This window comes from Nitrospira japonica (assembly GCF_900169565.1).
In the GTDB taxonomy this organism is placed as follows: domain Bacteria; phylum Nitrospirota; class Nitrospiria; order Nitrospirales; family Nitrospiraceae; genus Nitrospira_C; species Nitrospira_C japonica_A.
In genome coordinates this window covers 691,281-710,795 of the sequence record NZ_LT828648.1, presented here as the reverse complement: position 1 = coordinate 710,795, position 19,515 = coordinate 691,281, and the positions used below count along the sequence as shown (strand labels likewise).

The window sequence follows — 19,515 nt, the reverse complement described above, 5'->3', positions numbered from 1 at the left end:
GCAATGATCGTCGGTGTCTGCACGGTTGAGTTGCTCCTTTCAGATTCCCGGTCCTTGAAAGACAAGCGCCGGGTGCTTCTCCGCCTAAAAGATCGGCTGCACGGACAGTTTAACCTGTCCGTGGCGGAGGTCGACGGACAGGATCTCTGGCAGAAGGCGGTCTTGGGCCTTGCCTGTGTCTCGAACGAGGGACGGCATGCCAATCAGGTCTTGGATCAAGCGCTGAATCTGATTCGAAGCGATCCGACGGTGGAACTCATCCAGGTCAAGATGGAATTGCTGTAGGGACGCTGGAAATAGATGACGAGGTCCAAGACCGAATACAGCCGGGCTAATCGTGTAGCTGACCAGATTCGCATGGAGGTGGCCGACATTCTCATGCGGAAGATCAAAGATCCGCGCGTGAAGTCCGTGACGGTGACTGATGCCGAACTCACGAGTGATCTCCGCATCGCCCGGGTGTTCGTGACGGTGCTTGGGTCCGAGGAAGAGACCACTGAGGTCTTCACGGGCCTGGCCAGAGTAGCCGGTTTTGTACGGGGCGAATTGGGGCGCAGGCTGACGTTGCGATATCTCCCGGAGATCATTTTTGTGAAAGATGTGAGCGGACCCCGCGGCGATCGTGTATTGCGGTTGCTTGACGAATTGCACGGGGGCACTCAGCTGGAACACGATTCCCCGACGACGGGCAATTCCTAGATGATGACGAACGTGGCGCAGAGTACCTTGGACGGTGTCCTGACGGTGTGCAAGGAAGTCGGGTGGACGTCGCATGACGTGGTGGCCAAGATCCGGCACGTCCTCGGAGGAGCCAAGGTTGGACATGCGGGGACACTGGATCCCGCAGCGACCGGCGTGTTGCCCGTCCTGATCGGACGGGGAACGCGTATCGCCGAGTATCTCGTCGAGTGGGACAAGGAATATCGCGCGGTGCTTCGCCTCGGTGAAACCACCGATACGCAGGATGCGACCGGGACTTTGGTTGATCGGCAGTTCACGGGTCACATAACGCCGGCAGCGATCCGAGAGGTCGCCAGTCGATTTCAAGGCGCTATTGAGCAGGTCCCTCCGATGTATTCGGCCGTCAAAGTCGCAGGAGTACCTTTATACAAGTCCGCTCGGGCGGGAAAGACAGTCGCGAGGCAGGCAAGAACCGTCACGGTTCACTCGCTCGACATTCTCGAGATTGACGGACAGAATGTGACCCTTCGTGTCGTGTGTTCCAAGGGCACGTACGTCAGAACATTGTGCGCGGACCTCGGCGCGGCATTGGGCGTCGGCGGTCATCTGCTGTCACTGGAGCGCAGTCGCGTCGGGCCGCTCATGCTGGATCAGGCATCGACCGTGGATGAAGTGGTCGCGCGTTATGCCATCGGCGATCTCGGAACAGCCGTCATTTCGCTTGACCAGGCGCTCAAAGCATTTCCGGTCGTCGTCGTGGACGACCTTGCGACCGAACGGATACGTCACGGCGCTCCGGTTCAGATGAGCCACGTTCGGGATATCCCCGAGGATCGGCACGCAGTTGCGGAATCCGATCAACCGGTTCGCGTTCATGACGGGGAAGGGCGACTTCTGGCGATCGGGAAGTATCGCGTTTCGAACGAGATGGTATTGGCGGTCGAAAAATTATTGGTTGAGCCACGCTGAAGCAGACGAAGGAGAGAGGAGAATTATCCATGGCATTGTTGAAGGAAGCCAAGACCGAGTTGATCAAACAATACCGTCAACATGACGGAGATTCGGGCTCGCCGGAGGTGCAAATTGCCGTGCTGACGAATCGGATCAGCTACCTAACTGAGCATTTCAAGCTGCACAAGAAGGACCATCATTCTCGGCGCGGCCTGCTCCAGCTCGTCGGGCGCCGTCGCCGGCTGTTGGACTATCTCAGGGATGTGGATGAAGCCCGGTACCGGGCCGTCATCGACCGGCTGGGCATCAGGAAGTAGTCGGCACCAGCTTCAGACCAGTCGCACAGGTGAACACTGACATGGGCTCGGGTCGGGCGGTGTTCAAGATGCTGCGCGCAACGGAGGGTAGTGACCACTGCTCACGTCGATGTTGCGCCTTCGAACAACCCGCATCGATTCGGAGCCCATCTCTGTGGGCATCTGTGGGGCACAACCAGAAGGAGACCATAGATGGTACACGCAGTTGAACTCGATATTGCCGGCCGGACGTTGCGGCTCGAGACCGGACGGGTCGCCAAGCAGGCTGATGGCTCGATCTGGGCCTCGTACGGAGATACCGTAGTCTTGGCGACGGCGGTCGCTTCGCAGAATGCGAAGCCGGGTGTGGATTTTCTTCCCCTCACCGTCGACTATCAGGAGAAGGCTTATGCGGCCGGAAAGATCCCGGGAGGGTACTTCAAACGGGAAGGGCGGCCGTCGGAGAAGGAAGTGCTCACAAGTCGATTAATCGATCGGCCACTGCGTCCGCTGTTTCCGGAAGGATATTATTTTGAGACACAGGTGATTGCCTCCGTGTTGTCGGCGGACAAGACCGGCTCATCCGACGTCATTGGCATTACGGCTGCTTCTGCCGCATTGGCCGTGTCTAACATCCCCTTCCTGGGTCCGATCGCCGGCGTCAAGATCGGCCGCGTCAACGGGCAATTTGTGGTCAATCCCGATTTGGAAACACTGGAGCAAAGCGAGCTGCATCTGGTAGTGGCAGGCACGGCCGATGCGGTGATGATGGTTGAGGCCGGTGCCAACGAATTGCCGGAAACGACGATGCTCGCCGCAATCGAATTGGCTCATGCCGAGATAAAAAAAATCGTGGCGAAGATCAATGAGCTTCGAAGGCTGTCTGGCGACAAGCCCAAGCGGCCGGTGGTGGCGGAGACAATCGATCCGGGTCTTGCCGGACAAGTCAAGACATTGGTCGCGCAAGGGATTCGAGACGCGATCATGATTCCGAACAAGACGGCGCGGCAGGAGCGGTTGGATTTGATCTTGAAGGACGCGGTTGAGAAGCTGAAAAGTCCGGATGACCCCCATCGCGAACGACATGTGAAGATCGTGTTCCATGGGCTGGAGTATACGGAAGTGCGGAACATGATCCTCGAAAAGGGATCACGAGCCGATGGCCGCGGCCCCGGCGATATCCGCCCGATCACCTGTGAAGTGGGAGTTCTGCCCAGGACTCACGGATCGGCGTTGTTTACCAGGGGAGAGACGCAAAGTTTGGCCGTCATCACGTTGGGTACGACGGACGATGAGCAGCGGATTGACGCACTGGAAGGCGAATATACCAGGACGTTCATGCTTCATTACAATTTCCCGCCGTTTAGCGTCGGGGAAGCGAGGCCGTTGCGATCCCCAGGTAGGCGGGAGGTGGGGCACGGAGCTCTGGCCGAGAGAGCCCTTAAGCCGGTCATTCCTGGCAAGGATGTGTTTCCCTATACGCTGCGAATTGTTTCCGACATTCTTGAATCAAACGGCTCTTCCTCTATGGCGACGGTATGCGGCGGGACGCTCGGCATGATGGATGCCGGGGTACCGATCAAAGAACCGGTGGCCGGTATCGCCATGGGACTCATCAAGGAAGACGATCGAGTGATGATCCTATCCGACATTCTCGGGTTGGAAGATCACTTGGGCGACATGGATTTCAAGGTGTGCGGGACAAGGCACGGAGTAACTGCGCTTCAAATGGACATCAAGATTGGAGGCATTACCCCGGCCTTGATGCATCAAGCACTGGAGCAGGCCAAGGCGGGACGATTGCATATCCTGAACTGTATGCTGAAGGCCATCGGATCTCCGCGCCAAAATATGTCTGCATTTGCCCCACGCATCTTCACGATAAAGGTCAAGCAGGACAAGATTCGGGAAGTCATCGGGCCGGGCGGGAAAACCATCCGCGGGATCCAGGCCGATTGCGGAGTCAAGATCAATATCGAGGATACCGGCATAGTCACCATCGCGTCTGTCGACGAGGCGTCGCTCGAGAAAGCAAAGGAGATGATCGGTCGGATCGTCGAAGAAGTGGAGGTCGGCAAGACCTACTTGGGAACGGTTCGAAAGATCATGGACTTCGGCGCGTTTGTCGAGGTGCTTCCCGGGACGGACGGCTTGGTGCATATCTCACAACTCGCGCATCACCGGGTGAAATCCGTAGCCGATGAGGTGGCCGAAGGCGATCAAATTCTCGTCAAGGTTCTAGAGGTCGATCGCCAAGGTAAGATTCGCCTCAGTCGCAAGGACACCATGCCGGCTCCGACCGGAGCTGGTACGAAGGACCAGTCCGACGGGTAGCGCGTTGTACCGCAAGCTGGTTCTCGACAACGGGATACGGGTGGTGACCGAGCGGATCCCGACGCTCAAATCGGTCACGGTCGGGATCTGGGTCAACACCGGATCCCGCGACGAGCAGCCCTCGCAAGCCGGTTATTCTCACTTCATCGAACACATGTTCTTCAAAGGAACGCGTTCGCGTTCCGCCGCCGAGATCTCGCGTGAGATTGACGGTCTGGGCGGCGAAATGAACGCGTTCACGACCCGAGAGACGACGACCTTCTACGTCAAGGTTCTGGATCAACAACTGGAGCGCGCACTCGAACTCCTCTCCGACTTGTTTTACCGCTCGCAGTTTAACGCCAAAGAGCTGGAGAAGGAAAAGCAGGTCGTTCTCGAGGAGATCCGCATGGTCCAGGATGATCCCGAGGATTACGTTCAAGAATTGCACATGATGCAGATTCTGGGGCACCATCCGTTAGGGCAGTCGATTCTGGGTCAGGAAAAAACCATCCGAGGACTCAAACGGGAGAACATCCTGGCCTACATCAAAGCTCGGTATGATCCTGCTCGGATCGTCATCGCGATCGCCGGGAATTTCGAGCAGCATTCCCTCGAGAAACTGGTGTCGCGTTATTTCCGATTTGCGCGCACAGGTGAATCCTCGTCGTCGTCGTCTCCTGTTCGCCGGCCGCCGGAAGTGAAGGGAGGCCTGCTCGTCAGGCAGAAAGCACTGGAGCAGGTTCATCTTTGCTTGGGATTAAGAGGTGTGGCAGCGGGACATCAAGATCGGTACGCCGCATATGCTCTTAACAGTATTTTGGGAGGGAGCGTGAGCTCCAGACTCTTTCAAGAAGTGAGAGAGAAGCGGGGTTTGGCCTATTCGATCTATTCGTTTCTCTCCGGCTATTCCGATGGCGGCACGATCACCGTATACGCCGGTACAAGAGCCAAGGAGGCGGCCCGTGTCGTTGATTTGATTTGCCGTGAAATCAGACGTCTGAGAAACACGGGTGTTGAGAAGCGCGAACTGGAACGAGCCAAGAATCAGATGAAGGGCAGTCTGATGCTGAGTTTGGAGAGTTCTCATAGCCGTATGAGCAAATTGGCGAAGGACGAGTTGATCCACGGCTCACGCGTTTCGCTTGAAGAAATTTTGCGTCAGATAGATCGGATCAAGCCAGAGCAGATCGACAGAGTCGGACGGGAACTCTTCGGATTGGACCGGTTGTCGATCACCGGCCTCGGTCCTATTTCCCAGCGCGCGCTTCAATCATTCGGATGAGAATTCTCTAATAGACGCCGGTTTCTTCCGTGAAAATGACTGTTTGATCGACGCCGAATTACTCATGTAAGTATTTGTTGTGAAAGTACTTTTTTGCATATACCTCCTGTCATCTTCAGCGAATAACATTTCCTTGACTCCCTTCCGTGTTTTCAGTACCATGAGCCCCTCTTAATAATGCTATCTATAAATTGAAGTAATGCACCACGAGGGAAAGCAAAGGAGGTGGCTCTCGATCCTGCTCTCGTGAGGGCGCGGTTCTCAATTTCGGTTCTATTATTATCGTACTTTAAATCGAGCGTTCATCAGTCTTGTGGTTGTACTTTTATGAAGGAGGGACTGGGTATGAAAAGGGTCGTACTTCTAGCCGCAGTTGCAGTGTGGTCAGTGCTCGGCTTGCTGACGGCTGAGTTTGCTGTCGCCGCCGATGCTGCTGGCGGGCCGACTGGCCCGACCGACAACATTGTCGGGGGGAAGCCCATGAAAGGGGAAGCGACGAAGACTCTCAAGGGTCGGGTATGGTCGCAGTGGGCAGATAATCCCGATGGAGAATTGTTGTTCGGCATTCAGTACTGGAATACCGGCGAACCGGCTTCCGGTACGCCCGCAGGTCGTTCGTCAACGGATCTCGATGTCAAGCCGCCGGACCCATTGTTCACCTGCTGCTCGTGGGGTTTTGTTGGTGGAGCGGATCGCAATAATCCCTATTCCGGCTGGTATCACGCGGCCACGACCGTTCGCTTGGCGGTCAAAGACAAGGCGCTGATGGATCAGATCATCAAGGCTTCCCAAGAATTGGTCGCCATGGAAGTGAGCCTCGATGGTCGGACGATCACCGGCTTCAAAGTCATCAAGGGTGACTAACGGCCGTTGGATCATTTGTTGAATAGTCGACTTCGACAAGACTTCATTCTTTCATACTGTTGAAGGAGGACGCGATTATGAAGTTTCATACGAAAGGCTGGGCCGCCGCGGCTGCAGTTGCATCGGTGGTCTCAATGGCCTCAGCCGCCTTGGCTATTGAGTCCTTCCAGGAGCGGTTCGAATGGGGAGATATGAGTAAGCCCACCACGCTTCAAGGGCGAGTGATTATCCTCGACCCCTATGATGAAGCGGTCTGGATCAATATTGCCGTGTTCGGAGGCAATGCCGAAAGCGGCCTGTTCTGGCAAAAGATTCATCCGGGCAAGAATCTGAAGTTTTACGCGGACAAGGGCGCCTGGGAGGAACTTAAGAAGATGGGCAGGCCTCATGCTGGTCCTGCTGCTGCCAAGGAAGTACCGCCTGGCAGCACGACCGACCTGATCGAATTCACGGTTACTGAAACAGAACAGAATCATCGCGTGATTTCCGCCGTCAAGAAGCTCCAGGAAACGGCCGGCGCACCGGGGAAGCCGGTCAGTATTTCGGCATTGCGCTTGAAGGATTGCGTGGGAAAGAACGAAATGGACGCGTCTTGCTATGCGGCCAAACAGGGATTGAATACCTCGCCGAAGACCCCGGATGGGGCCACGTTGCCCATGCAATACGATGTATTGCTGCCCGGTGGCAAGCCGGTGGGTGGTTTGATTCCATGGACGGCCAAATACAATCTGCCTGGCAGCGGAGGAGGCAGCGCGCACTAAGCGATTGGGTCTGATCGACTAAAGAGGGCGACAGTTCTTTCGTGGAACTGCCGCCCTCTTACTTTTTGTGAGAATGTTACTGGGAATCGGTTGCGCGCTTTTGGAGATCAGCGAGACGATTCAATGCATCGAGCGGGGTTAAGGAGAAGAGGTCGATCTGTCTCACCTCTTCGATGAGCGGATGTGGTTGGGGATCGGATCGGGCGGTATCGGATCGGCCCTCACGTATGTGGACTCCCTCTGTACGAGATCCGGGTTCTTCCAATTTCGCCAACACTTCCTGTGCACGGATAATGACAGAGTCGGGAAGGCCGGCCAACTTGGCGACATGGATGCCATAACTTTTGTCAGCTCCACCCGGCTGGATTTTTCGAAGAAAGAGGACATCCCCGTTCCGCTCTTGCACAGCGACTCGATAATTACGGATGCCGTCGCGCAAGGTCTCCATCTGCGTCATTTCATGGTAATGGGTGGCGAAGAGGGTTCGAGCACCTAAGAACCGACGGTCATGAATATATTCTGCAATAGCCCAGGCAATACTCAGCCCGTCATATGTGCTGGTACCCCGACCGATCTCGTCGAGCAGGATTAAACTCTTTTGAGTGGCGGAATTGAGAATCTGCGCGCTCTCGATCATTTCGACCATGAACGTACTCTGGCCCGCAGCGAGGTTGTCCGAGGCCCCGACACGGGTAAAAATACGGTCGACCAATCCGATATGAGCTTCTGCAGCCGGTACGAAACTGCCGATCTGCGCGAGTAGGACGATTAGAGCGACCTGGCGCAAGTACGTACTTTTCCCGGCCATATTGGGTCCTGTAAGAAGAATGACCCGATGTGATTCGCCGTCAAGAAAGGTATCATTCGGAACAAACGGCGCATCCGTGCTCAATTGTTCAACGACCGGATGGCGGCCTTCCACGATCCTGATTTCATCCGCCTCATCGATGGTCGGTTGGACGTACCGGTGCAACGCGGCTGTTTCCGACAATCCGGCAAGCACGTCGAGGTGAGAGAGAGCTTGAGCCATCGATTGTAAACGCGGTAGGTCTTTGGCGACCCGTTCACGAACTTGAATAAACAGCTCCTCCTCCAGTGCGTACAATTGTGATTCCGCTCCGGTGACCTGCTCCTCCAGGTCTTTCAACCCAGGCGTCATATATCGTTCCGCATTGGCCAGAGTCTGCTTTCGGATAAAGTCGGCGGGTACCTTCGAAAGGTTGGCCTTGGTTACTTCAATGTAATAACCGAATACCTGGTTGAACCGGACCTTCAGAGAGTCGATCCCGGTCCGCGCACGTTCCTGGCTTTCCAGCGCGGTGATCCAATCTTTGCCCTCGAGTTTCCGCTTTCGAAGCGCGTCGACCTGCGGGTGAAATCCTTCACGGATGACGTTGCCGTCTCGAACCGACATTGGCGCATCGGTCGCGATCGCGCGCTCGATCGTCTCATAAATGTCCCGGCAATCGTCCCAGCTGTTCCGGATGTCGGCGAGCAGGGTTGCGGTGAATACGGACAAATTGGATCGCAGCTCGGGAAGGGCACGAAGCGAGTTTTTTAGTGCAAGGCATTCTTGAGGGCCAGCCAGGCCCAGTGCAATTCGGCTGCTCAGACGGGCCAGGTCCTGGACCGTCCGCAGAACGGACCTGAGCGCAACACGTTGAGAGAGGTACTGCGTCAACTCACCGACCGCGTCCAACCGGCTTTGAATAGCCTTGCGATCGAGAAGCGGACGAGTCAGCCATTCCCTCAATAGTCGGCTGCCCATGGAAGTGGACGTCCGGTCCAGCATCGACAGCACCGTCGCATGGCGGGAGCCTAGCCGTCCGTCTCCTCCGGTCAATGGACGAATGAGTTCAAGGTTGCGAATGGTGGTTTCGTCCAGATGCATGGACTCTTCGTGCCATCGCCGCTGTAAGCGCCTGACATGACTCAATGAAGCGGTTGGCTGGGTCTCACGGAAATATCGCCATACGGCGCCGGAAGCTGCGAGACCGACCGTGAGACCGGCGCAGCCGAATCCGTCAAGCGAGTGCACGCCGAAGTGGTCCGTCAAAAGCACCGTCGCCTCTTGCGCGGAAAATGCAGCGAGGGGTTTGGCGCATAACCTTGTCTGATCGAGACGGCCCAATAGCGGCGCGAGGGACCGATCCGATTCAGCGTAGAGTAATTCTTTCGGTTCAATTCTCACCAATTCGTCGATCAAGGCGGATTCGACAGTTCCCTGATCACCGTGAAATTCCGTGACCCAAAATTCACCTGTCGACACATCCAGATTGGCCAGGCCGATGACCGGTCCATTCTTGACTCCGCCCTGTTGAGCGTAAGAGACGGCCGTCAGGAAGCTGGATTCACCAGCTGGGAGAAATTCAGTATCGACGAGGGTGCCGGGGGTATACAGGCGCACAACTTCGCGGCGCACGAGCCCTTTAGCCAATCGCGGATCCTCGACCTGTTCGCATAGGGCGACCGTGCGACCGACTTTTAGGAGTTTGGCGATGTAGGTTTGTGCTGCGTGATGAGGTACTCCGCAGAGGGGGATCGGGGCTGCGCTGCTCTTATCGCGCGAGGTGAGAGCAATGCTCAACAGGCCGGAGGCTTCTTTGGCATCCTCGCCGAACATTTCATAGAAGTCGCCAACGCGAAAAAAAAGGATCGCTTCGGGATAGCCGCGCTTGATTTCATGGTATTGCCGCATGAGCGGCGTGACATCCGCGTCACTCATCGGTTTGTGCTCGAAGTGACGAGTCTCCAACCCCAGTGGACGACGGTTTTGTCGTCAACTTCTCCAAGGACTTCCGCAGCCGTTCAAGATCGACCTCTGCTTCCTGCAACGCCTTGGTCTTCCGGCGGAGCTCGATGCGGCCTCGGACCCAGGGGGGGAACAACAGGATTCCAGACACCAGCAGTCCGACGGCAAATCCCGCCAGAATCGGCTTGTAAATGGGCGTGGAAGCGGAAAAGAGTCCGAAGAAATAGCGAAGCGTGACTTCTTGTTCCTGATTCTGCAGGAAAAACGCCAGGCACAAGAGGAGAAGCGTGCCTACGAGAATGAGTCGAATCATGCCGGCGATACCTTCCTGCGGGCCGTTGCGAGTTGGGAGAATTTCGTCCGTGCCCGCGCCAGCAGTCCGGTTGAAAGCGGTCCTTGGGCAGTCAGTCGAATCGTTCTACTCCCAACGGTCAGGTGGCGCAACTCAATTTCGAGCCGGTCGTCCGGCCACCAGCCTGGCGCCTTATCGGCCCATTCGACGGCTGCGACGGTAGCACCTGACAGATACTCCGTCAGTCCTGTCGATTCCGGTTCATGTGGCGACCGTATACGGTACAAGTCCGCGTGTATCAATACCAGCCTCCCGCGGTACTCATGAGCAAGGACGAAGGTAGGACTGCTTACGGAGGACGGACTTGCGTCCAATCCCTTTGCAATTCCCCGTACCAGCGTCGTTTTCCCTGCTCCCAATGTTCCGAGGAGGGCCAGAAATTCTCCGCCCCGCAGCGTGTGCCCCAACGCTTGGCCGAGCCGGTCCGTTTCGCCTGCCGATCGGGTCGTCATATTCCACCTCGGGTTGGAACGTCCGGTGACGGAACGTTGCCGGACGGGTCGAGATGCCTTTGCAGACTTATGTTTAGCGACTGAAGATTTGGAGGGCATAGGGAATCTGCTCAATCACGTCTCGGGCCAGCAGGCCGGCTTCTCCAAGACGCTGCCCGGCCAGATCACCTGCCATCCCATGAATATAGGTGGCCGCACAGGCGGCTTCCCACGGTGGCAGTCCTTGTGCCAGAAGACCGACCGTCATGCCGGTCAGGACGTCGCCGGTTCCCGCCGTCGCCATTCCTGGATTTCCCGTAGGGCAGATGGCGACCGATCCATCCGGTTTCGCAATCACCGAGCGGGCGCCTTTCAACACCAGAACGACGCCGACCCGGCGAGCGAATCGGCCGGCTATGCCGATCCGGTCGGCATTGACCGACTGAGTAGTCGCATCTGACTCAAGCCGAGCCATTTCTCCAGGATGAGGCGTGAGGATCGGAGTGACGGTACACTCAGCCAGGAGGGACGTCTGACCGGCCAACGCGGTCAGGGCGTCTGCATCTATGACCGAGGGGCGGTCCAGATGCTCCACGAGAGCCCGAATCAACCCGACGGTCTCACTGTGAGTTGAGATGCCCGGGCCGACGGCCACGGCGGTCTTTGATTGCATGAAGGGGATGAGTAGTCCAAGACTGTCCCGGCTGAGTGTCCTCGCGTCGGTTTCCGGGCACGGTACTGTCATGACTTCAAGGAGCTTGGCCTCCAGAACGTCGTTCACGCTGGCCGGGGTGGCCACCGTCACGAGCCCCGTTCCCGTTCGCAACGCAGCCTGCGCGGCCAGCGCCGCGGCTCCGGTCTTGCCTACGGAGCCGGCAATGATGCCGGCATGACCAAACGTACCTTTATGCGCGGAGGCGTGGCGGCGAGGCAGGCTGTGGCGGACGGTTTCCTTGTCGAGCAGGGTTACGTGACTGTCGACGTCCGCAACAAAGGATGGCGGGATCCCGATATCGACGACCTGGACGATTCCGGCATGGTCGATGCCCTGGCCGACGTATAAACCGACCTTGGGAAGGCCAAGGGTGACGGTGAGAGAGGCGTCTATGGCCGTCCCAAGTACCGAACCACTATCTGCATGGATGCCCGAGGGAATGTCGACGGCCACCGCCGGCCGCCCGCATTGATTGATCAGGTTGATGGCATCTCGGTAGGTCCCCGTCACGTCCGTGGATAGACCTGTACCCAGGATGGCGTCGATCGCCAGATCGCTGGCAGCCAAGAGACTTCGGATTCGGTCCTCGACGCGAAAAGGAATGATGGAAGACTTGCCGGCTGCTCGCATGAACCGTCGGTACATGACGGCGGCGTCCCGGGTAAGTGCCGAAACCGGTTCAAGCAGAAGCGCGCGAATTTTGGCACCACTGCGGTGGAGCAGCCGGGCGACGACCAGTCCGTCCCCTCCGTTGTTCCCTTTGCCGCAGACGACCGTGACTGTTTTGCCGCGCGAAGACCCGAATTGAGCCTCTAGATGTTTGACCACCCCCTGGCCAGCTCGTTCCATTAACACGATACCGGGGATACGGCCTTCGACAATTGTCCGACGGTCCAACGCCTGCATCTGGGCGGCGGTGACAACCTTCATAGGAGGCCTCGATGGATCGCGACGCGACGAAACTGCTTAGTCTGAATCTCAACCGATGAGCGCTTTCATCTCCTTCACGGCGCGATCAAGACCGACTAGCATCGCTCGGGCCATAATGCTATGGCCGATGTTATATTCTACGATCTCCGGCACATGCGTCAGGCGTTTGACGTTCTGGTAATTCAGTCCATGACCGGCGTTGACGCCTAGGCCAAGTTTATAAGCCAATTTTGCCGACTGCGTAATAGCTTCCACCGCGGCATCGGCCTCCTTGGCCCGTTGTGCATTGGCATAGCGCCCGGTGTGAAGTTCGATAAAATCTGCTGAGAGTTTATGGGCTGCCTTGACCTGGGAGAGGTCGGGTTCGATGAACAGGCTGACGGAGATGCCGCCGTTGTGCAGAAGGTCCACGATCTGATGGAGACGGTCCTTGTGTCCGACCGCATCGAGCCCGCCCTCGGTCGTCAATTCCTGACGCCGTTCTGGAACCAGCGTGACCATGTCTGGCCTGATCCCCAGGGCGATCTTCGCCATTTCCTCATCGGCGGCGATTTCAAGGTCGAGTTTCGTGTGGATCATGTCGCGAAGCAACCGAACGTCGCGATCCTGAATGTGGCGGCGATCCTCGCGAAGATGAACGACAATCCCGTCCGCCCCCGCCAGTTCCACCAGTACCGTGGCGGCGATTGGATCGGGATCGGACCCGCCCCGTGCCTGACGAAGAGTCGCGATGTGATCAACATTGACACCCAATCTAGGCACTGTCACCTCCGTCTTGAAGTCAGATCGACGAAAAGAGCCGAAGTCGGGCAATGGGTTGGGAGAGCCGTCGGCTGTTGTAGCAGAAATCCCCGGAATGGGGCAATAAATGGTGGACGCGTCCGGGACCTTAAAACCTTCAAAGGATTCGTTTGCAGAACCCCACAGAAACACGTGACAATTTGACTCCACAGCCCTGCCACAATTAGAATACGCGTTCGCCGGGCTGACGAAGACATGTCGGGCGCGAGCCTGCATCCACTCATCTGAATACGACGACGTTCGCGTTATGGGATTGGCTGATCACTTCTATCGGTTGAAACGGCTTCCTCCTTATGTGTTCGCTCAGGTGCAGAGCCTGAAACTGGACGCCCGCCACCGCGGGGAGGATATCATCGATTTCGGGATGGGCAACCCGGACCAGCCGACGCCTCCGCACATCGTGGACAAGATGATCGAGGCGGCACGGAAAGGACGGAATCATCGCTACTCCGCATCCCGAGGCATCACCAAGCTTCGCCATGCCATTGCCGGATGGTATCGCCGCAATTACGATGTCGATTTGGATCCGGAAACGGAAGCGATCGTCACGATCGGCTCGAAAGAGGGATTGGCGCATTTGTCTCTCGCCATGATCGGTCCGGGCGACGTGGTACTGACCCCGACTCCGACCTATCCCATCCACATGTACAGTTTCATCATTGCGGGCGGAGAAGTCCGCGGGATCGAATTGCGGCCCGACAGCGACTTTTTCGACGACCTTCAGCGGGTCTACCGGCAGACGTTTCCTCGACCGAGGATTCTCGTCATCAATTTTCCCCACAATCCCACCACGGCCGTCGCCGATCTGGAGTTCTTTAAAAAGATTGTGGCCTTTGCCAAGGAACACAACGTCATCGTCATTCATGATCTCGCGTACGCCGACCTCGTGTTCGACGGGTACAAGGCTCCCAGCTTTCTTCAGGTCCAAGGCGCCAAGGATGTCGGGGTCGAGTTCTATACGCTGTCCAAGGCCTACAACATGCCGGGATGGCGGGTCGGGTTTTGTGTCGGCAACCGCGAAGTGGTTGGGGCATTGGCCAAGATTAAAAGCTACTTGGATTACGGAATCTTTCAACCGCTGCAGATTGCCAGCGTGATTGCGCTGAACGGGCCTCAGGATTGCGTCAAGGAAACGGTGTTGCGCTATCAGAAACGGCGCGATGTCCTGGTGAGCGGCTTGAATCGCATCGGCTGGAACGTGGCCAAGCCTCGGGCAACGATGTTCGTTTGGGCCCGGATCCCACTCCCGTACCGTCACATGGGGTCGTTGGAGTTTTCCAAGCTGCTCTTGCGAGAGGCGAAAGTCGCCGTTTCCCCGGGAATTGGCTTCGGCGAGGGGGGCGACGAATATATCCGGTTTGCCTTGGTTGAGAACGAACATCGAACCAGGCAAGCGGTGAGGGGGATTCGCAAGGCCTTGAAGCTCGAGGGAACGGAAGAATGAGATCGCGCGTGGGCGTAGGAATCATCGGGTTCGGGACGGTCGGATCCGGGGTTGCCAGAATCTTGCAGAACAATGCGGCGATCATCCGTCGGCGGGTGGGGGTTCCGCTTGAGGTCGTCAGGATCGCCGATCTCGACGTGACGCGCAGTCGCGGGATCGATTTGGCGCCGGGTGTCCTTGTCAACGATGTCAAACAGGTCGTGGCCGATCCCCATGTCGACATCGTCGTCGAGCTGATCGGCGGCTGTGACTTCGCCAAGCGGATCCTCCTGGACGCGATGGAATCCGGAAAGCACGTGGTTACCGCCAACAAGGCGTTGCTTGCCCTTCACGGCGAAGAATTGTTTGCGGCTGCGGCACGCAAGGGAGTCGATCTCGGGTTTGAAGCCAGTGTCGGCGGTGGGATTCCGGTCATCCGCGCCGTGACGGAAGGGTTGGCCGCCAATGCGATTCAGTCGATCTATGGCATCATCAACGGCACCTCCAACTATATTCTGTCCCGGATGACGAATGAAGGGCAGGGATTCGCGGAGAATTTGGCCGAAGCCCAGCGGGCGGGGTATGCGGAAGCCGATCCGACGTTCGACGTGGCGGGGACGGATTCGGCGCACAAGTTGGCGATTCTGGCGAACTTGGCCTTCGGTTCACCGATCAACTTCAAGGAACTCTATACCGAGGGCATCACGCACATCACGCCGCATGATATTGCCTACGCCCGGGAGTTCGGATTCACGATCAAATTGCTGGGGATCGCAAAATTGGTCGACGGCGAAGTGGAGGCAAGGGTGCATCCCACCATGCTTCCGGCTGATTCTCCCTTGGCCAAGATCGAAGGAGTCTACAACGCGATTCAGTTGGTGGGCGATGCGGTGGGGGATGTCGTGCTTGTCGGTCGGGGGGCCGGCGACATGGCTGCCGGAAGCGCCGTGGTGAGTGACATCATTGCCAGCGCCCGCCATCTGCTGAAGGGCGGCGCCGGCCGTGTTCCGCCCGCCTCGTTCCAGCAGGACCAACGGCGTCCGTTGCGCATGCGGCCGATGGAAGAGATCAGTTCCCTCTACTATTTGCGATTCATGGTGTTGGACCGCCCCGGCGTGCTGGCACAGATAGCCGGCGAACTCGGCCGTTTTGGGATCAGCATTTCATCGATGCTGCAAAAGGGGCGTCGAGCGGGACAAACCGTGCCGATCGTCATCAAGACGCACACGGCACAGGAGCGATCCGTTCAGATGGCGTTGCGAGAGATCAACCGGATGGACTTCATGTCCGAGCCGGCCACCCTGGTGCGGGTGGAGGGCAAGGACGAGTGATGCCATGAAGCCCTGGCGTGGGTTGATCGAAGAATACCGCAAGTTTCTGCCCGTGACGGAACACACACCCGTCGTGTCCCTGGGAGAAGGTCATACGCCTTTGATCCGGGCGGCCAAGCTCGCCAAGAAAATTGCGCCCGGGATCGATCTCTACTTGAAAGTCGAAGGGGCCAATCCGACCGGATCCTTCAAGGATCGTGGCATGACCATGGCCATTTCCAAAGCGCTGGAAGGCGGCGCGCAGGCGGTAATCTGTGCCTCAACCGGCAATACGTCCGCGTCGGCGGCCGCCTACGGCGCCCGCGCTGGGCTGGCGGTCTATGTCTTGATCCCGGCGGGGAAGATTGCGATGGGCAAGCTGTCGCAAGCCATGATGCATCAGGCCACGGTGATTCAGATCGACGGGAATTTTGATCAGGCGCTGTCGATCGTCAAAGAGGTATCGGCGCTGCATCATATCGAGCTCGTCAACTCGCTGAACCCCTATCGGATCGAAGGGCAAAAGACGGCCGCCATGGAAGTGTGCGATCAGTTGGGCGATGCGCCGACCCTGCATGTATTGCCGGTTGGAAACGCCGGAAATATCACCGCATATTGGAAGGGATATCAGGAATACCGCGCAGCTAATCAGACGACGCGGTCTCCGCGCATGATGGGTTTTCAGGCAGCCGGAGCGGCTCCGATGGTGCTCGGCCATATCGTTGAAAACCCGCAGACCGTGGCAACGGCCATCCGAATCGGGAATCCCGCGAGTTGGCAAGCCGCATCGGATGTGATCAGGGATTCCTCTGGATTCATTGACTCGGTGCTGGACGAGGAGATCCTCCAGGCGTATACCATGGTCGCCGGAACAGAAGGGGTGTTCTGTGAGCCGGCATCGGCGGCTTCCGTTGCTGGGGTGATCAAGCTTAGTCGACAGGGCGCATTGCGCGAGGGGGATACCGTCGTCTGTACCTTGACCGGCCACGGTTTGAAGGATGCCGATACCGCCATCAGCGTGTCGGTTCAACCGAAAACCGTTCAGGCGACCAAGGAGGATGTGGCGCGGTTTCTCAAGGTCTAGACGATGAGGTTACGGGACGGCATGTCATCAACAATCTGGGTGTGGTTTCGGTCATGAAGTACGTGATTTTGCACGTTGATGGAATAGCGGACCAGCCACGCACGGAGCTGGGCGGCAAGACTCCTCTTCAGGCCGCGTCAATTTCCCACCTCGACGACATCGCACAAGGTGGTGAATTTGGAGTGTTGACCGTCCCACAGGAGAACGGCCGACACGGCAGCGGACTGGCCGGTACCTGTATCCTCGGCTATGAGCCGCGAAAGTATTATCAAGGCCCCGGCCCGCTGGAGGCGGCCAGTCTCGGCGTCACCGTCGGCGAGCATGACGTGGTCTACCGATGCACGATGGTCACGCTCAAGGCCGAGCCGCAACCCGGAGCCAAAGGAGGGGCTGCTGAGATCAAGAAGCTCGGCCCTCACGTCATGATGGAGGACGCGACGGCCGGCCTGATCACCGGCGAAGAAGCGAGAGAGTTGATCGATGCCGTCAATGAGCAACTGGGATCGGAGATCATTCAGTTTTATCCGGGTTCGGGACATCGACATCTGATGGTATGGGTCAACGGGAAATCCAGGGCCCTTTGTACCGATCCCCAGTCTCTGGTTGGAAAGCCCATCGGTGATGCGCTTCCCGCGGGGGACGGAGCGGACATGCTTCGAAAACTCATGGATGCCTCCTTGACCATCCTACGGGATCATCCCGTGAACGACGAACGCCGAGAGGCGGGTCTCGCGCCGGCCAATTGCCTTTGGCTGTGGGGAGAGGGACGAGCCGTGACCTGGCCGAGCCTGATTGAGCGGTTTCACGTCTCCGGGGCCGTGGTGTCATCGAGTGATGTTCATCGAGGGCTTGGCCTCCTTGCGGGGCTTGACGCGGTGGATCCCGAGCGGTTGTCAGAAACGGATTTGGCCACGCGAGCCGCGGTCGCGCTGGAAGAACTGAGAAAAAGGGAGTTTGCCTATGTGCACGTCGAATTGCCGGACACCGTCGTCTATGGCACCGACGTCAAGGCCAAGGTGACCGGCATCGAGGATATCGACCGGGAATTGGTCCGCCCGCTTCTCCAAGGAATGGCCCAATTGGGTCCGTACCGTCTCATGGTTCTCTGCGACTCCGGCGGCGTGCAACAGGGAAAACCGACTGACGGGCAATGGTTTTATGCGTTTCGAGACAGCTCGATACAGCAGGCTGCAAACCCCACGCGCCGCTTCACGGAGGTCGATGCTCAGGCCTCCGGACTCTCGCCTCGGGACGCCACGAAATTCGTCATACGGCTGTTCTCCAAGCCTTCCTGATGCCATGTCCCTGATCGTTCAGAAATACGGCGGAACCTCCGTGGGGACGGTCGAGCGGATTCATCGGGTTGCCGACAACGTCGAACGTGCCTGTAAGGATGGGCATCAAGTCGTCGTGGTGTTATCGGCAATGAGCGGGGAGACGGATCGCTTGTTGCGTCTTGCGCACGAAATGGCTCCTCTGCCGGATGAACGAGAACTCGACATGCTGCTTTCTACCGGTGAACGAGTGACCATCGCCCTTCTGGCGATGGCGCTGCGAAGCCGTCATCTCGATGCCCGGTCGTTCACCGGTCGTCAGGTCGGCATCCTGACGGATAGTGCGCATACCAAGGCCCGCATCACCAAGGTGACGGCGGAGCGTATCCGCGAATCGCTGACAAGGGGCGTCATTCCAGTTGTGGCCGGCTTCCAGGGGATCAACCAGCAATCGGATGTCACGACCTTGGGACGCGGGGGGTCTGACCTGACGGCGGTCGCGTTGGCGGCGTCGCTCAAGGCCGATCGATGCGTGATCTTCACGGACGTGGACGGCGTGTATACTACGGATCCCAATATCGTGCCGTCAGCGCGGCGGATCGACAAGATCTCATATGAAGAAATGTTGGAGATGGCCAGTCTCGGAGCAAAAGTCCTACAGAGCCGCTCCGTCGAATTTGCGGCGAAGTTCAATGTGCCGCTGGAGGTCAATTCGAGTTTCAAGGAAGGAAAGGGGACGCTTGTGACACGCGAAGACAGAGACATGGAGGCCGTCGCGGTTTCAGGAGTCACGGGCGACCGGAATCAGGCCAAGGTCACCATCGTCGGAGTACCGGACAAGCCGGGCATAGCGGCCGGTCTCTTCGGGCCGGTGGCCAAGGCCAACATCCTTGTCGACGTGATCATCCAAAACATGAGTCAAGCCGCCTTGACCGACATTTCCTTTACGATCCCTCGGGTGGATGTGAACAAGGCCGTCCCGCTCATCCAGGACGTGGCCAGGACCATCGGGGCGAAGTCCGTCTCCGTCACCGAGGCGATCGCAAAAGTCTCGCTGGTCGGGGTAGGGATGCGCTCGCACTCGGGGGTGGCCGCCAAGATGTTCGAAGTGCTGTCGCAAGAGGGCGTCAACATCATCATGATCAGCACCTCGGAAATCAAGATCTCCTGCGTCATCGATGAAAAATATCTTGAACTGGCCATGCGGTCGCTGCACTCGGCATTCGGCCTGGACCAGCCTCGGAACGACGACCGAGCGGCGAAGTAGTTTCTGCGCGGTGATTTGAGTCTCG

Annotated in this window: 18 protein-coding genes; 13 read left to right on the top strand and 5 right to left on the bottom strand. The window is 57.8% G+C overall.

What is annotated here, in order from left to right; genetic code table 11:
* Positions 1 to 3 precede the first annotated feature (3 nt).
* From NSJP_RS03490 to NSJP_RS03455, 8 genes are all read left to right on the top strand, one after another.
* Positions 4 to 285: a DUF503 domain-containing protein gene (locus NSJP_RS03490; RefSeq protein WP_080885545.1), complete on the top strand. Its 282-nt coding sequence runs from the start codon at positions 4 to 6 to the stop codon at positions 283 to 285.
* A 15-nt stretch (positions 286 to 300) separates the two neighbouring features.
* Positions 301 to 699: a 30S ribosome-binding factor RbfA gene (gene rbfA, locus NSJP_RS03485; protein ID WP_080885544.1), complete on the top strand. Its 399-nt coding sequence runs from the start codon at positions 301 to 303 to the stop codon at positions 697 to 699.
* A 12-nt stretch (positions 700 to 711) separates the two neighbouring features.
* Positions 712 to 1,650 carry a tRNA pseudouridine(55) synthase TruB gene (gene truB / locus NSJP_RS03480; protein ID WP_172834127.1) on the top strand — a complete coding sequence of 313 codons (939 nt, stop codon included), beginning with the start codon at positions 712 to 714 and terminating at the stop codon, positions 1,648 to 1,650.
* A gap of 29 nt (positions 1,651 to 1,679) precedes the next feature.
* Positions 1,680 to 1,949 (top strand): 30S ribosomal protein S15, encoded by a 270-nt coding sequence (gene rpsO, locus NSJP_RS03475; RefSeq protein WP_080885542.1) that lies wholly within the window; start codon positions 1,680 to 1,682, stop codon positions 1,947 to 1,949.
* A gap of 192 nt (positions 1,950 to 2,141) precedes the next feature.
* Positions 2,142 to 4,262 carry a polyribonucleotide nucleotidyltransferase gene (gene pnp, locus NSJP_RS03470; protein WP_080885541.1) on the top strand — a complete coding sequence of 707 codons (2,121 nt, stop codon included), beginning with the start codon at positions 2,142 to 2,144 and terminating at the stop codon, positions 4,260 to 4,262.
* Between the two features lie 43 nt (positions 4,263 to 4,305).
* Entirely contained in the window at positions 4,306 to 5,526 is a 1,221-nt protein-coding gene (locus tag NSJP_RS03465; RefSeq protein WP_231989482.1) for a M16 family metallopeptidase, read from the top strand.
* A gap of 345 nt (positions 5,527 to 5,871) precedes the next feature.
* Positions 5,872 to 6,390 carry a hypothetical protein gene (locus tag NSJP_RS03460; protein WP_080885539.1) on the top strand — a complete coding sequence of 173 codons (519 nt, stop codon included), beginning with the start codon at positions 5,872 to 5,874 and terminating at the stop codon, positions 6,388 to 6,390.
* A 77-nt stretch (positions 6,391 to 6,467) separates the two neighbouring features.
* The gene (locus NSJP_RS03455; protein WP_080885538.1) at positions 6,468 to 7,151 is read left to right on the top strand and encodes a hypothetical protein; all 684 of its coding nucleotides are present in this window, start codon (positions 6,468 to 6,470) and stop codon (positions 7,149 to 7,151) included.
* A gap of 76 nt (positions 7,152 to 7,227) precedes the next feature.
* Here NSJP_RS03455 and mutS read toward each other — a convergent pair whose 3' ends face one another.
* The 5 genes from mutS to NSJP_RS03430 all read right to left on the bottom strand — a co-directional run bounded on the left by mutS (position 7,228) and on the right by NSJP_RS03430 (position 13,093).
* Positions 7,228 to 9,876 carry a DNA mismatch repair protein MutS gene (gene mutS, locus NSJP_RS03450; protein WP_080885537.1) on the bottom strand — a complete coding sequence of 883 codons (2,649 nt, stop codon included), beginning with the start codon at positions 9,874 to 9,876 and terminating at the stop codon, positions 7,228 to 7,230.
* Positions 9,869 to 10,216, bottom strand: coding sequence for a LapA family protein (locus NSJP_RS03445; protein WP_080885536.1), 348 nt, complete (start codon positions 10,214 to 10,216; stop codon positions 9,869 to 9,871). Before NSJP_RS03445 ends, mutS begins: the two co-directional genes overlap by 8 nt.
* Entirely contained in the window at positions 10,213 to 10,707 is a 495-nt protein-coding gene (gene tsaE / locus NSJP_RS03440) for a tRNA (adenosine(37)-N6)-threonylcarbamoyltransferase complex ATPase subunit type 1 TsaE (RefSeq protein WP_172834126.1), read from the bottom strand. The genes NSJP_RS03445 and tsaE overlap by 4 nt, the downstream gene beginning before the upstream one ends.
* Before the next feature lie 73 nt (positions 10,708 to 10,780).
* Positions 10,781 to 12,331 carry an NAD(P)H-hydrate dehydratase gene (locus NSJP_RS03435; protein WP_080885534.1) on the bottom strand — a complete coding sequence of 517 codons (1,551 nt, stop codon included), beginning with the start codon at positions 12,329 to 12,331 and terminating at the stop codon, positions 10,781 to 10,783.
* A gap of 48 nt (positions 12,332 to 12,379) precedes the next feature.
* The gene (locus NSJP_RS03430) at positions 12,380 to 13,093 is read right to left on the bottom strand and encodes a pyridoxine 5'-phosphate synthase (protein ID WP_080885533.1); all 714 of its coding nucleotides are present in this window, start codon (positions 13,091 to 13,093) and stop codon (positions 12,380 to 12,382) included.
* Between the two features lie 286 nt (positions 13,094 to 13,379).
* On the opposite strand from NSJP_RS03430, the gene alaC reads away from it, so the two are divergent.
* The 5 genes from alaC to NSJP_RS03405 are packed head-to-tail and all read left to right on the top strand — an operon-like array spanning position 13,380 to position 19,490.
* Positions 13,380 to 14,576 carry an alanine transaminase gene (gene alaC, locus NSJP_RS03425; protein WP_080885532.1) on the top strand — a complete coding sequence of 399 codons (1,197 nt, stop codon included), beginning with the start codon at positions 13,380 to 13,382 and terminating at the stop codon, positions 14,574 to 14,576.
* 8 nt (positions 14,577 to 14,584) lie between these two features.
* Positions 14,585 to 15,886, top strand: coding sequence for a homoserine dehydrogenase (locus tag NSJP_RS03420; protein WP_231989481.1), 1,302 nt, complete (start codon positions 14,585 to 14,587; stop codon positions 15,884 to 15,886).
* A gap of 4 nt (positions 15,887 to 15,890) precedes the next feature.
* A complete protein-coding gene (thrC, locus tag NSJP_RS03415; protein ID WP_080885530.1) occupies positions 15,891 to 16,949 on the top strand; it encodes a threonine synthase in 1,059 nt (352 codons plus the stop codon).
* A 53-nt stretch (positions 16,950 to 17,002) separates the two neighbouring features.
* Positions 17,003 to 18,244 (top strand): phosphoglycerate mutase, encoded by a 1,242-nt coding sequence (locus NSJP_RS03410; RefSeq protein WP_155969843.1) that lies wholly within the window; start codon positions 17,003 to 17,005, stop codon positions 18,242 to 18,244.
* Between the two features lie 4 nt (positions 18,245 to 18,248).
* Positions 18,249 to 19,490, top strand: coding sequence for an aspartate kinase (locus NSJP_RS03405; RefSeq protein ID WP_080885528.1), 1,242 nt, complete (start codon positions 18,249 to 18,251; stop codon positions 19,488 to 19,490).
* Positions 19,491 to 19,515: the final 25 nt, after the last annotated feature.